7 protein-coding genes and 1 pseudogene are annotated in these 14661 nt (G+C 66.2%); 3 read left to right on the plus strand and 5 right to left on the minus strand.

Annotation, left to right across the window (positions count from 1 at the left end):
* Nucleotides 1-218: 218 nt before the first annotated feature.
* Nucleotides 219-425 (plus strand): annotated as a pseudogene (locus tag Q4V64_RS43655) (transposase); the annotation flags it as partial.
* A gap of 508 nt (nt 426-933) precedes the next feature.
* On the opposite strand, the gene Q4V64_RS43660 reads toward Q4V64_RS43655, so the two are convergent.
* The 3 genes from Q4V64_RS43660 to Q4V64_RS43670 all read right to left on the minus strand — a co-directional run bounded on the left by Q4V64_RS43660 (nt 934) and on the right by Q4V64_RS43670 (nt 5461).
* Entirely contained in the window at nt 934-2094 is a 1161-nt protein-coding gene (locus tag Q4V64_RS43660; protein ID WP_124445669.1) for a hypothetical protein, read from the minus strand.
* 523 nt (nt 2095-2617) lie between these two features.
* Nucleotides 2618-2989, minus strand: a complete 372-nt coding sequence (locus Q4V64_RS43665; RefSeq protein ID WP_124445670.1) for a hypothetical protein — start codon at nt 2987-2989, stop codon at nt 2618-2620.
* A gap of 141 nt (nt 2990-3130) precedes the next feature.
* Nucleotides 3131-5461: a hypothetical protein gene (locus Q4V64_RS43670; protein ID WP_303714283.1), complete on the minus strand. Its 2331-nt coding sequence runs from the start codon at nt 5459-5461 to the stop codon at nt 3131-3133.
* A gap of 222 nt (nt 5462-5683) precedes the next feature.
* Here Q4V64_RS43670 and Q4V64_RS43675 point away from each other — a divergent pair, with 222 nt between their 5' ends.
* Entirely contained in the window at nt 5684-6637 is a 954-nt protein-coding gene (locus tag Q4V64_RS43675; protein WP_303708863.1) for an IS481 family transposase, read from the plus strand.
* Here Q4V64_RS43675 and Q4V64_RS43680 read toward each other — a convergent pair.
* Both Q4V64_RS43680 and Q4V64_RS43685 read right to left on the minus strand, forming a co-directional pair.
* The gene (locus tag Q4V64_RS43680; RefSeq protein ID WP_303714285.1) at nt 6620-7744 is read right to left on the minus strand and encodes an AAA family ATPase; all 1125 of its coding nucleotides are present in this window, start codon (nt 7742-7744) and stop codon (nt 6620-6622) included. The genes Q4V64_RS43675 and Q4V64_RS43680 overlap by 18 nt on opposite strands.
* A 158-nt stretch (nt 7745-7902) precedes the next feature.
* Complete coding sequence (locus Q4V64_RS43685) at nt 7903-12906, minus strand: hypothetical protein (RefSeq protein WP_124445852.1); 5004 nt, start codon at nt 12904-12906, stop codon at nt 7903-7905.
* A gap of 519 nt (nt 12907-13425) precedes the next feature.
* On the opposite strand from Q4V64_RS43685, the gene Q4V64_RS43690 reads away from it, so the two are divergent.
* A complete protein-coding gene (locus tag Q4V64_RS43690; RefSeq protein ID WP_253267585.1) occupies nt 13426-14523 on the plus strand; it encodes an IS110 family transposase in 1098 nt (365 codons plus the stop codon).
* Nucleotides 14524-14661: the final 138 nt, after the last annotated feature.

Below are 14661 nucleotides of genomic sequence, written 5' to 3' on the forward strand. Positions count from 1 at the left end.
CCATCATGGTGTGCGCCGCACGAAACCGGAATCAGCGTGCGGCAACCGGCAAGATGGCTGAATTCGGGCTCCGCCACCGTGCTGGAGCAACCGATGGGCGGACGTTTCCGATGCTCCGGACGCGCTCAGGGTGAACCCTCAGCAAGAGCAACTTCCGTCGGCTCGTCGACGGCGCCATCCGCTTCGGCCGGAACATCCCGTGGAGGATGCGGTGACGGGCGTCCTCTGGCCGGCGGAGCACGCGCCGGCTCAACTACGGCGGCGACCGCCAGGCGAACGCGGCCCTGCACCGCATCGTCTTCACCCGGCTACGTCACGACCCACGGACGCAGGCGTACTACGAACGCCGCACCCAGGAGGGGGAGACCCGGCGTGAGATCATCCGATGCCTCAAGCGGTATGCCGCCCGCGAGGTCTTCAACCTGGTCAGACCGATTCCCGTACCCCCGCGTTATAGGGGCGTCCGTTCGACGAGAAGCCCCGCAGGTGTGGTCCGTCGGGGCTTTTCAGCGGGCGGGTTTCTGCGCCTGTCATGGGCGTCCTTGCGCTGGGGTTCTCCTCTCGGAGTACGGAGGTTGGGACGCGGTGATAACAGGACTCCACGGTCGAGTCGCAGCGTGGCCCGGGAATTCTGTGCGAACGACTGCGGCGCATGCCATTCGCTCCTGCAAAGTTGAACGAGAAATCGTGCGTGTCCACCCGCGTCCGAAACGCATTCTTAAGCTGGATCTTTCAGCGGATTTTCCGTCGATCCTGGATCGGCCCCAACCGTAAAACGCCAGTCGCCAGAGTCATCCTTGCCTTGTAAGAACGTTGAAAATGGATACTCAATTCCCCATCCGGCGGGGGAGGGCTGCTTGACCGGCCGCGGCAGGGAAGATGCACGGAGTCCCTCGCGAAGAGGCGCCGTAGCTCATGAATTCCTGTGCGCTCTCAGGCCCAGGGTACGAGATGGGTCTGGCCGACCCACTTGTTCGTTTCGGAGAGGTCCTGGTAGGAACCTCGGTAGCCGATCGAGCGGAGTACCAGCAGTGCCAGGTAATGACGGGTGAGAAGCCAGGTCTCGGTGATCAGCCCTTTGACCGAATAGACGGGCTCTTGTGCCTCTTTGGGATGTACAAGGCGGTTACGGACTCGTGTGACGATGTCGGCGCCGTCTATCGACCGGTTTCCGTCCAGTTGCTGTCGGGCCGCGAAGACGGCGGCCGCAGGCATTCGGTCTTCGTGCACTTCCAGATCTACCCCTGCGTCCGTCAGGACCGCACGCAGCTTTCTATGCGCTGGCCAGGCGCGGGATGTGAACTCGGCTTCCGTGAGTCGACCGGTGAGCACGAGTTTCTGCCACATCACGTGTTCCAGTCCGGCAGCTCCGCTCATAATCCGCTGTTCGACGAATCCTCGGTCGGCTATGGCAGTGATCGCGTACTGCATCTGCAGGCGAAGAGCCTGTCCTTTGCAGGGGTCGTGGAAGGCGGGCAGGAGGCAGGCCAGCAGATCGGCCAAGGACGCCTGGTCTTCGGGGTACCACCAGCCGGAGCTGATGCGGCGTGCTGGGTCGCAGAGCATCGGGGCCCACTGGCCCCACACCGTTTGCTCCTGGTCGTTCTGGCCGACGGGCAGGGCGGGGGCGACCCACCGGCCGAGCGCGAAGGACAGTCCGACGTGCAGGGCACCGAGAACAGGGGTGACATCGGCGGCCGTGAACGTGGTTCCGTTCAGTCGGCGGATCTCCATCACGTGCGTCATGACGTAGACGTCGGCCTGATGCAAGCCAGAGAAGACGGCCTTGTGGTCGGGGCGAACGTCCAGCGTGATCTTCCATCCGTCCGCCTCGTACACACTGCGTCCGGCGGCCACCAGTAGCGGCGTTCCATCGCCTGCACGGGCTGCCAGGTGGGCAGTCCCGTGCCAGCGGGGGAGGTTGAACCAGTGGGCGACGACCCGGTCGAGCGCAGCGTCGGGGTCTCCGTAGGAAGTGCCATTGGACCAACCGCTCACGGCATCCGTGCCGGAAACTGGCAGTTCAAAGCCGAGGTCGACCAGGCTCAGTTCGGTCCTGCCCGTCGAGGTGGGGTCATAGTCCTCGGTATGCATCGTCCATGAGATCCCCGGCTTCGGAGAGCAGTCGTACTGGACAACCCCGGGTACCTCAGTCCCGGCGGGTCCGGCAACCTGCCCGTTATAGAGGGTGATCGACTCGGCTGGTGCGTTGAAGGGGTACACCGGTGGCACGGGAGTTTCGGCACTGCGCCAAGGTTATGAGGCAGACATGCGCTGCACCCTAGACGCTCCCACTGACACTGACACTGACACTGACCGAGCAGTGCAGGCGAGTGCTGCACAACCTGACCCCTGCAAGCTCAACACCGCACGAAGACGTCCCCGGTTTACGTGGAGTCAAGTTACTGAACTCCCAGGGGGCTCACGATGATTTTTGAGCTGCCTTGAGCATGGCGGGCCCCTGCAATCTGTTGAGTTACCCAGCAAGAAGGGGAGGGTGTAGTGACGACACGAGTGGTGCGGCCGATGCGCAACACAAGACATCGAAGCTTTCCTCGATGAACCGGCTCGTAGCCCCTCGATGGGAAGGTGTGCGCTTCCTTGTCTGATAGTCGCACTACGAGCCGACGGACTCCCATGGCAGGGCAGGCTGCTGGGGAAGCCGAGACAAGGTGCGCAGGAGATCGTCGCGGTTGAACTCGATGCCGGCTGTCAGCAGGGTGCGGGTGTGTAGGTCGAGTGCATCGAGGAGGTCGTCGGGGAGGCCGACTGCGATGGGAATCTGCCAGGCGTCCTTGAGGAAGGTGCTCAGTTCGTGCTCTTCGACTCGCAGGTGCACGTGAATCGACCACGGTTCGACCGACTTCATCGGCCCACGGACGGAGCGGCCACGCGCTCCGATGATCCGGTTCCCTGCGAGCTGAAGTGCACGCAGTACGGCCATCTCCGAGACTGCGGTGATCAGTACCGCGCTGCCTTCCGGTTCCAAGGCTTACTCATCCCTTCTCCACCGCCGCGAGTGTGTGTGCGGTGCATCACGTTGTGTTGGATCGGCTTATGTGATGAGAACGACGTTCGCCTTCTTTGGGTTACTTCAGGGGCATTGATCCCTCACCAAAGGCATCTGTGGTCACCGTCCACGGACTCGTGCGGCACGTTCGCGCTCTTCAGCCTGATGAAGCAGCTCCTCTTGCTGTGCGCGGCCCGCTGCAGCGACCGCATGCAGCGCAGGTACTCGGTCGGCAAGAGCGGTGAAGTAGTCCAGAAGCTGAGAGTGCATCCGCGAGCGGTCCCCTGACCATGAGTCGCACCAGGCGACAGCCGCCGCGATCCTGCCAGCGCTCGCTCCTCGCTCCAACAGGAGCGGACCGATCTTCTCTACAGCCGCGTTGCGCTGCCCAAAGAGGGCGTCGACCAGCTTGTCAGGGCTTACGGCGTGTTCGTCGAGCAAGTGCTGGGCCAGCTCGGTATCCGAGCCGACGAGATGGATGAGCGCGCTGTGGCCAACGCGGGGCAGGCCGATGCAGTGGATGGCCAGACGTAGCCGGTGCGGGCATGGGAGGTAAGCGAGGATGTGATCGCTGTCGTGCGGGAGCGGCGAGGCGTACCAGCCCTGGGCGGTCATATCCTGCAGCCGCTCGTGGAACCAGGATTCGAAAGTGTCGGCGTCATGCTTCGCGAGGTGCGCGAGGACTTTGCCCGCTCGCCACCGGTTGTGTGGGGGCAGGTGATCGATACGCAGGTTCTGCATCGCGCGGCGCCATGATGTCTGCCATTCCGCCGGCAGGGCGGGGCCGTGGGGCGCTCCGACCGAGAAACTGATCGCTGCGCTCGCGGCGATGGCTGGGATGGTGTGGATGAGCAGGCGATGCATGACATCGTCGGGCTCGTGGCGAATCAGCGTCTCGAGCAGTGACGCGTCCTCGGCCCGCATCGAGTCGATCACCAGCTCTCCCGTCTTATCCACCACGCTGCGCGCGAGGACGGCGTTGACGACAGTGGGTCGGGAGGCCGCATCGTCGAGGGCCGTGAGCAACACGGATGGCGGCACGGTGTCGGGAGCCGTGGTGAGCCATTGCGTCAGGGCAGTTCCCAACAGCAGTGTTTCACCTGATTCGGCAGCTGCTTGGTACCAGGCAGCCGGGTCGGTCATGAGCTCGGCCATACGGACGGCTGTCAGATAGCCGGTGTAGTCACCGACGACCTGTGCCTGCTCGGCCAGTTCGCCGAATCGGGCCACTCCGGCGCGAGGTCCCAGAGCAGTCAGTCTCTTCGCGAGCGTCTTCGCTTGAGTGAGCACTTGCTCGGTGGCTGCCTCGTAGTCATGGGTGAAGTCGACGCTTCCCCATTCACAGAAGGACTGAAGATCGGATTCGACATCGAATGTGGGCAGCTTCTGGCCAGCCTTTTGAGCCCGGCCCCGGATCCGGGCGAGTTCGCGGTGAGCGCGCATCGCTGTTCCCGGGCTGTTTTGCAACAACGGGTGGAGTGACGCAAGAATGCGGCGCCCTCCCTCGGCCCCCCATCGCATCTGCTCGGCGGAAGGAATCTGGCCACGGGGGGCGACGCCCAGGCCGAGCCGGACCCATCCCAGCGCCATGTCGAGCAGGGCGACCAGCGCGACTGGCGGACAGGGCACCCCGTCCCCGCTTGTCGCGTCGCAGGTCAGAAGCGGCACTACCTGCTTCCACAGACCGAGTAGTCTCGAGAGATTGTCTGCGGCGTCCACACCGTGGGCGAGTGTGACTGTGTTCGGTGTCCCTGGATCCGGCCAGTTCCCTGATACCTCGACGCTGAAAATGCCCGCCAGGGCCTCGGTGGCCACGCTCCATTGCTCGCCCGAGGCGCGATGGCGGCGCATCCAGTCCAGCACCGCCCGCAGCAGACGGGTGCGGATCTCAAGGGACGTGCCGAAGTCGGGGTCGATCACGCCGGCCAGATCGCTGAGCACGCGCAGCGGGTGATCCGGAGTGGAGTTCCGACGCCGCCTGTCTCCTACTGCCAGGGCCAGCAGTCCTCCGATCGCTTCCGGCAGGAAGAACTGACGTGCGCTCTGAATGAGTTGCCGGGTCGCTGCATCACCGAGAGGGTCAACGAGCATCCCGTACAGCTCTTCGGGTTCGCGAGGAGTGGCCAGCACGGCCAGAGCCCCGTTCACCGCGAACTGGGCCGCCCGGGAGTCCAACCGGGCATACTGCGTCACGATGGCGAAGGTGCCGACGTCCCAAGACGTGGGGGCCGAGAGCGAGTGGATCCACTTCTCTGCTTGTGCCCGCGCCTGCGAGGAAGGGGATACCTCGGCTGCGGACATCACTGCGGACGCAAGGCCAAGCGCGTGGTCGGGGAAGGCATCGACCAGCGTGGCCCACGGCCGTCGCACCGGGCTGGTGAAGAACCAGCGCGCTACTAGCGGCGCACACAGGGTCGGCTGCAGCCGCCAGACGTCCTCCACCGACTCCACCAGGCCATTGTGTGCAAGGCCCTCCACCATGCCAGACAACTCAGCAGGAGCCGCGCCGACCAAGGGCGCGAGGGCGTACAGCGTTTCCGGCGATGCGCCACCTAGGTGTTCTGTCCACGGAGGTTGGTGACAGCGATCACTGACGTGTGGTCTTGAAATGGGTGAGGGCCTTCTGGCTCGGTGTGGATTGCGACATCTACGCCGGACGACAGAAAGGCCCTCGTGCCCCACCGTAATGCACCCCTGACCGAGACCGGACGCCTGCGCCTGGCCCGCTGCGTGGTCGAGGACGGCTGGACCCTGCGCCGGGCCGCTGAGCGATTCCAAGTCTCGCCAACCACCGCACAGCGATGGGCCGACCGCTACCGCCGGCTCGGCGAGCCTGGCATGGCCGACCACTCCAGCCGCCCCCGCACCAGCCCGCGACGGACCCCGACCCGTACCGAGCGCAGGATCATCAAAGTCCGCGTACTGCGCAGGTGGGGGCCAGCACGGATCGCAGGCCTGCTCCGCCTGGTGCCGTCCACCGTGCACCGGGTGCTGACCCGCTACGGCCTGGCCCGCCTGACCCACCTCGACCGGGCCACTGGGCGCGTCATCCGTCGCTACGAACGTGCCAAGCCCGGCGAACTGGTCCACGTCGACATCAAGAAGCTCGGCAACATCCCCGACGGCGGCGGCCACAAGACCCTCGGACGCCAGGCGGGCCGCAAGACCCGGTCCGGCGCCGGCTACAGCTACCTCCACAACGCCGTCGACGACCACTCCCGCCTGGCCTACAGCGAGATCCACGCAGACGAGAAGAAGGAGACCGCTGTCGGCTTCTGGAGTCGCGCCCAGGCGTACTTCGCCACCTGCGGGATCACCGTCGAACGCGTCCTGACCGACAACGGCTCCTGCTACAAATCCCACCTGTGGCGAGACGCCCTGGCAGCAGCCGGGATCACGCACAAGCGAACCCGCGCCTACCGGCCGCAGACGAACGGCAAGGTCGAACGCTTCAACCGCACCCTGCTCGACGAATGGGCCTACGCCCGCCCCTACCGATCAGAGCAGGAACGACGCGACGCCTTCCCCAGCTGGCTGCACACCTACAATCACCACCGCGGACACACCGCGCTCAAGGGCCAACCACCCGCCAGCCGCGTCCCTAACCTCTCAGGGCAATACACCTAGGGCGGCCACACAGGCCAGGGCATCCAGCACGGTGTGTGATGTTGTGGCCTCGCTTAGGTACCGTTCGACGTGCGCTACATGCGCTCTGCCGCTGAAGACGTCCCCGCCCTGCCCATTAGCCAGCAGCTCGCACAGCGTCACCGCCCACCCCGGCCGCCCGTCCGCTTGGTCGAGTACTGCAGCCCGGGACCGATGACCGGTGACACCCGCGGTGGTGACCAGCGTGTCCATCTCCGTCCGTTCGAGGGGGCCTACGCTGATGACTAGCGCCCCGGGCAGCCAGCCAAGCACCTCATCGAGCCGATCTGGCCAGGTCGTTACCACTGCGGAGAACAGAAGGCCGGTCTGTCGACGGGTGTGTCGCAGGACACGCACCGCATCAGGATGAGCATGAGCATCGTCCACGATCACTGCTCTCGGCAGCACCAGAAGCAGGTCGTCATGAAGGTGAGCCAGCGAAGCGGGCTCTACGTAGACCACCTGATCTCCGAGCTGAGCAGTGAGCCGAGTTTTGCCCACCCCCGGAACTCCAACGAGCACCACATCCTGACAGGCATCCACCGCAGCGGACAGGGCCGCAACCTCACTCCCTCTGCCCACCAGTGGCGGTGGGCTCGCCACCAGAGGTGCCTCCAAAGGCTCGTCGAGCAAGGCGCCGAGTCGGCCCTCGATACCCAACAAGCTCCGCCGCCATGCCGCATCACGCACCAACTGGTGAACGAACCACTCCTGGGCGTACACGTGAGCTGGAGGAAGCCCTCGGTCCGAGCACAGTTTGTCCAGAGCCCTCCGGGTGCGAGCGTCGACGGGGCGCGAGCTGGCCACGACAACCAGGTCGACCTGCAAGCCCTCCTCCTGCATCCGATTCAGGCCGTTGCGTACGTTGGCGATCGGATCACCAGTGGTGACCAGAAGGCGCCCCCGCGCCTGAGGATCACTGCTATCGGAGGGAAAGTAGATGTCTGCGTCACGGCCGAAGTCATGACCGCCCTCGACCGCCGACAACCCCGGATACCGGGACTGCAACAGGGCGCAAGCGCACCGTTCGAACTCTGCAGGATGGACAGATTCGTTGAGAGCCTGCCGCACGCGAGCCGGAAGATTCACAGCCCATATGCTACGCACCGTGTGCGGTCTACGAATGTGGAAAGCCGCACAGCCGGACGGCTCGCCGTCTGCTGGGAAAGTCGGACTCGCTCGACGCACAGGCCGCCGCGCGGGCCGTGCTCTGCGGTCGTGCCCGGGCCAAGTGCGGCGACGGCCTGCTACCGGATGCTTCTCTTGACTTCGGTGACGATGGTCCCAGGCTTGCCTTGTCCCTGTGCCGTGCGGCCGGCGCTCTGGCTGAACTCTCTCCAGACACGGGGGTGCTCGGCGGTCACAGGCTGCCGTTCGCCGATCATGCCCTGGACCAGGCAATGGCCGCTGCGCTCGAGGTGGTGCTCGAGCCACTCTCTGGACGCGAGGAGACTGTAAGCCCTGCCGCTCGGGCGGTCCCATGTCAGGTACTGCACCTGCAGTTGCCCGTCGGTGTCGTACCAGAAGGGGCGGTCCGGGTCGCCCCGCAGCCTGCTGTCTCTCAGGAGTGGGTCACTGAGCAGCGTCACGGAGACGGATGCGTCGAGGGAGCAGTCCAGGCTCTCACCACTCCAGTTGTAGGTCTGGTCGGTCGGAATAGCGGTGACGGGTTCCCCATCGGGGTCTGTGGCGAACACCATCTGGCCCTGCGGCTGTGCGGCGAGGGTGCGCTCCAGCCAGTCGTCCTCGTCATCTTCCATCGGACCGTCCGCCCACAGTTCTGCGAGCTCCAGGAGCAGCTCTTCCCGGCGCTTCTCCTTGCGCTCCCGCCAGATGGCGATGGCGACGCTCTCCTCTGAGGCCGGTGGTCCAGGGGCTGGCTCCGGAGAGGAGAGATCGTCGTCCCCCGGGACAGGGGAGGCGTCCTCACCGGAACCGGGTTCGTCATACTGAAAGGTACTCACATGCCAGGAGTCGGGTTCCGGATCGGTCCAGGGACCGGGGACGGTGGGGAAGTCGGCCAGGAGAAGGCTGTGGCGATCGGGCCCTTCGGGCATCAGCCGGTTTGTAAACGAACGTCCCTCAAGCCATGTGAGCAGGCTGGTGAGTTGGGGGGCGGGCACGAGCCAGCTGTGGATGCGGTGCCACTGCTCTGCCTGGCCGCGGGTCACGTTCCATCCTCGGCCGTCGTGGTCGTCCATGGCCTGTTCGTAGAGGACGATCCACTGCCTGTCCTGGCTGTCGGTGCGGATGCCCAGTTCGTCGAGGTCGGGCAGGTTGTCCGGACGGCTGATCCATTCGTCGACGCCCTCGTCGTCGGGCAGGTCGGGGACAGGTGGTGCCAGCGGGTGTGCGGGGTCGGCGGTCGGGAAGGTGGCGTGGTCGGCTTCGTCTGGACTGTTGTCGTCGTCGGTGTCGGAGAAGGGGTGTCGGGCCGGAGGAAGGGAGGGGTCGATGTCGAGCAGCGACAGTCGCGCCGCTCCGGGATATTCGGCGGCGTCGTGCTCGGTCCGCCGGTGGGGGTGCCGGTGGTTCGCCAGGCGTTCCACGAGCTCGTGGAGGGCCATCCACTGGTACTTCTTGCCGATCCGTTCGCCCTTGTGTGACTGGCGGGAGCCAGAGTGGCGGGAACGCATGTTGTCGAATTCGGCGAAGAGTTCAGGCGTCCAGCCCAGGTCGGCGACGCGGGCGAGGACCCAGCGTGCGGCCCACTGTGCGTCGACGTGGGCAGCGGCGAGGCGTTCGTCGTCGGCCGGGGGCACTCGGCAGGCCCGCAGCAGCGCGTACTGGTCCGCGTCGAGGACGTCCCTCGCCTTCCTCCCGGTGAGGAGTTGTTCAACGGCAGCCGGTGTGCTCAAGGCGGGCCGGACGGACTCCGGAAGCCTTTGCGCGAAGGCCGGGATACGGGCGGGGTCGACTACGACAGGATCGTCGGCGCGCTGCCACGCTGGCCGACGGGGATAGTCGGTCGACAGCGGCAACAAACTGAAATGGCGCACGGCTGGCCGGACCTGGTAGTCCGCAAAGTCTCCCAGCGGTGAAAGGGACGAGCGGAGTGATCCCCACAGCGACTCCTTCTGCTCCCGCCGCGGGAAGAGCACGTCGAGGTCCTCCTCCGCAGGAGCCTGCCCGATCTGAGGGCAGGCGTGCGGATGCCTGACCGCGTCTGCTTCCTCGCCGGTGACGGCTCCAGCACGGTGCGCCAGGGTGACAACGCGTGTAGCCGCTTCGCACAGCAGCGCGTTCCGTGAAGCGTGCGCGGGCGAATCAACGGTGCCGTAGGAGTACGTGAGGAGCCGCCGGGCGATTGTACGGAGGAGGTCGTGCTGGCCGTCGTCCTCGCCGCGACGGGCCAGGACTCCGTAGCTGACCCACGCCAGACGCTCGAAGAGGTAGGGATCGTCGATCTCCTCCGCGTCCTCGTGGAGGAATCTGTCCAGGAGGGAGACGAGAACGTCTCCGTGTCCCAGGAGCAGCTGCACCAGGGCCTTGGTGGCCCGGTCCCGCAGGAACCGGTTGGAGGACGTGAGGGTCCACACCAGTGTCGTGGCGGCCAGCCGGACGACTTCCTCGTGGTCGGCTCCGGCCGTCTGCATCGGCCGGCGGGTCCGGTCCCCGAGCCGAGGCCGGGCCGTGAGGGATGCAGGGTGGAGATGGCGCGGGGTGGGGTACTGCTCGGCCCAGCGCAGCAGCCGGTGCAGTGCCGTGACGTCCCACAGCAAGGAGTAGGTCTCGACGCCCCACCACGCGTCGCGCTCGGGTCGCTGTTTTCGCAGCAGCACCCGGTGGAGACGGTCGGCGTTCAGCAGATGCCCCGGCTCGGCGGTGACCGCTACAGCGGCCTCCAGCACGTCGGAATTGCGTCCGTGGCGTGCGGCGGTCTCGTTGAGAAGTTGGATGGTGCGTTCGTTGACGCTGCGTGTGCTGCGTAGCGGAAGCGTTTCCAGAAAGTTGCGGGCCAGCCGGTAGCCTCGTGCGTCCGCGCGTCTGCCGGGGCCAGCTGTGGCCTCTGCAGCTGTGGGAGAGGCGGCCAGCAGGTCGATGAGTTCCGTCCCGGTTTGTTCGGGCAGGAGAATCGACGCTGCTTCCTGGTAGTTCGGGGCAGCCTGCCCCAGCCAGCTCTGCAGCGCGGAATCGACGGCCAGTGGGCGTCGTTCGCGCAGCGCGTCGATCTCGTCCTGGTGGGCAGCGAAGACCGACCGTACAACGCGGTCGTCACCGAACGCCTGGTAGGGGAAACCGATACCGGTTGCCTGGTCGGCCTTGTAGGTCCGCTCGTTGGACACCAGGCCCTGGGCGAGGAGCTGCCCGAGCACCGTGTCCGGCCACGCCGTGGCCGCCGGAGCGTACGCGTCGACAAGAGCGCGGGCTTCCTCACGCGGCAGCACGGAACGCCGTGCGGTGGCCATGCGCGACGCCAGGGCGTCCACCGCACGGTGCACGGGCCGCTCCAGGGGATCGAGTCCGAGCCGGGAGCAGATGGCCTCCGCACGGTGGTCGACATAGGCATCGAACACCGCGCTCCGGTCACGCGGATGGCCGCCCGAGCCGCCACGCTCCAGGCTCTTGCTCAGACTGTCTGCGTACAGCTTTACGAACAAAGGGTTGGTGAAGACCGAGGCCAGCAGGGGAGTGTTGGGAAGAACCGCCGCCACGCCCCGCAGGTAGCTCTCCAGCCCTTCCATCTCCCGTCCTGCAAAGCCGGGGTGCGCGGAGGCTGGCACATCGAAACGATCAGACACGACGATCGACTTGAAGGTCGAGCGGCAGGACACCAACAAAGCGATGTGCCGGTACCCGGCCAGACGCACCTGCAGCGCGAGCAGTTCGCTCTTCCAGTTCCCGGCGTCGTCGGAGTCATTGAGCGCATCGATGATCAACAGGAAGCGGCAGCCGCTGGCCGCGCCAGCGGCGTCCATCGCCTGCAGGAGGTCTCGCTCAGCAAGCGGCCCCAGGCCACGCTTCTGCGCGATCTCACTCAACGCGTTGTGCCCGGTGAGCTCTTGCCCGAACACCACCAGTGCCGGACGGCCCTCGTCTACGGCCCGTCGCGCGGCGTCGACCAGCAAATGCGTCTTGCCCTGCCCCGCCTCCCCCAGGAGCAGCCAGGTCTTCTTCTCCGCTGCCTGGGCAGCGGGACTCCGCAACAAGCCGACCAGGCGCTCGCAGGCGTCGAGGGTACGAGCCAGAGCGCGCTCGCACACCCGTTGCACGCTCTGCACCGCGGTCACCGGAGCCTTTGCGCCCCGTCCGGCCGCAGATGTGGCGTCGTCGCTTTCACGCTCTTTCTCCGCGAACCGGTCAGCCAGGTCCTTGAACTCACCCAGCCGCTCCAGCATGTCCTCCGCCACAGCAGAGCTCTGCTCGGCGGGGAAACCGGACGTTGCGGATGCAGCCGACAGGTCGTGTACCAAGGTGTGGGCGCCTTCCCGCAATGCGGGCGTCCACGCGTGCACCCACCGCGACAGCGCCTGATGGTCGGGGCTGCTGTCCGGCGCGGGATAGCTGTCGTGCCAGCGCGTCATCTCGGAAAGGAGTGTCACCACAGCAGCCTGCAGATCCCGGGATCGCTGGACGCCCTGCCTCAAAAACTCCTGCGGCAGGGCGCACGCGTCCGCCACGCGGGCAAGGGGCAACGTCACATGATGCTCGGGTGTGTACCGTGCCTCGGCCAGACGCTCAGCAAGCGTGACCTGTTCCCTGAACCACTCGCTGCCCAGCGCCCGCCGTTCGAAGAAGAACCACTGACGTCCCTCATTTCCAGGGCGGGTCAGCCGCTCCAGCAGCTCACCGCCACCGACGTAGCGGATGTCCACGCCAGCAAGACCAGGCAGGTCCTTCTTCCACTGGGCGACGTTGTTGTTCCACCGCGCCCTCGCACCGGTACGCGCGTTCCCGCGCGGGGTGACAGGGGTGGGGTCGGAGAGGTCGAAGGGGGCGAGGAACTCAAGCCGGACAATCTTCCGGTTCGCGATGTTCTCACCGACTGTCTTGGCGCTCTTCTTCGCCTGAGGGATGAGATCGTCGATGTTGTGGACGAACTTGACCTGGTATCCGTGCGCAGCACTGCCGTCGGGCGCCTGGTCATACCATTCGACGCCGCCGTCCGGAGCAGTAGTCTTGATCGTCTCCCAGCCCGGAGGCGCCGGCGTGCGGAGCTGGAAGCAGAGTTCCTCGAACGCGCGATGCTGGCTTCCGTCCCACTCACGGATGCTCTGCCAGTTGTGTGCCCTGCTGTCGTTCGATGCCACTGCCGTCCTCTGACCGTCCTGCCGCCCCACCGGTGCGCGCGTCGGATCCCAGCGTAGAGGGCTGCACTGACACACCAAGTCCCCCTGTGTCGATGGACCGGCAGCTCGGTGAAGATCAGGCGTAGGAATTCCGTTGTAGCCGGTGCTGACCTGGGCGCTGCCAGCCATGAAATACCGGTCAGAAGTGGACGAGAGTCAACGCCTTGTCAGCGCGCTCAGTCAGGTTGAGTATCGGTTCGGCCGAAGCCGTCCGGCAGTGATCGAGTCATACCGCTGTACCGGGATCGATGGGACGGTTGTGCAGTGCCGTCCCGGGCGGGAGTCTGACTCGTGAGATCTATGACCGAAGTGTCCAGTCACGGACCTGTCGACTGCCGTTGCGGGATGCTGCCTGCCACCGAGCCACAGGGCGTGTCCCCATAGGGGCCTTGCCGACGATCAGGCGCCATCACAGTTCAGACCGCCCGAGCAGCCCGGTGCCATCCACTCAGCACGTCACCACGCGGGAGGCGAACCACCATGACGACCCGACAGAGCAGTACCTCCTCAAGCACGGATCCGCCGGTTCGGCGCGAGGTCGTCCTGGGCGTGGACACGCACGGCGAGGTGCATGTCGCCGCCGTGATCTCCTCACTCGGGAAGATCCTGGGAACGGAGCCCTTTCCCGCGACAGCGGCCGGCTACCGACAGTTGCTCGTCTGGGCCCGCAAGCGGGGTACGGTGCGCCGGGCCGGTGTGGAGGGCACCGGCACCTTCGGCGCGAGCCTGTCCCGCTACCTGCTGGCTCAGCAGATCCAGGTCTTCGAAGTGAACCGGCCCGACCGCTCGGCCCGCAGGCTGCTCGGGAAGTCGGACCCGCTCGACGCTCAGGCCGCCGCGCGAGCCGTGCTCAGTGGCCGCGCCCGGGCCCGGGCCAAATCCGGCGACGGTCCGGTGCACAGCGCCCGGATCTTCAAGCTCGCCAAGGACTCCGCGGTTAAGGCCCGCGCCCAGGCGATCAACCAGCTCAAAGCCGTCCTGGTCATCGCCGACCCCGCCCTCCGGGAACGGCTGTCGAGCCTGGGCAATGCCGAGCTGTTCCGCACCTGCGCGACCCTCGGCCCACCCGATGGTGGGGGAGACGAGGACGCGGTGGCCCAGGCCACCCACATGACGCTGCGCATGCTGGCCGAGCGTATCGAACAGCTCACCGGACAGATCAATGAGCTGAACGAACGCGTGACCCGGCTCGTCGAACACCACGCACCGCAACTGCTGACACAGGTGGGCATCGGTCCGGACAGCGCCGTCACTCTCCTGATCACCATGGGAGACAATCCCGAGCGGCTGAACACCGAGGCGTCCTTTGCTGCCCTTTGCGGAGTCAGCCCCATCGAGTACTCCTCTGGCCGTCGGAGCACGCGCCGGCTCAACCACGGCGGCGACCGTCGGGCCAACGCCGCCCTGCACCGCATCGTGTTCACCCGGCTGCGCCACGACCCCCGCACCCAGGCGTACTACGAACGCCGCACCCAGGAGGGCAAGACCCGACGGGAGATCATCCGATGCCTCAAGCGATACGCAGCCCGCGAGGTATTCAACCTGGTCAGACCGGTTTCAAGCACCCCCGCGTTATAGGGGCGTCGGTGATACGGCGAAGCCCCGTTGGGAACCATCCCGACGGGCTGCTGCGCTGAGCCGTGAGACGACGAAGCCCCACCGGAGCGTTCCGGTGGGGCTTCGTCGTGGCGTCGGTTGCGCTGGCGTGCACGATGC

The sequence above is a fragment of the Streptomyces sp. NL15-2K genome, from assembly GCF_030551255.1.
In the GTDB taxonomy this organism is placed as follows: Bacteria; Actinomycetota; Actinomycetes; order Streptomycetales; family Streptomycetaceae; genus Streptomyces.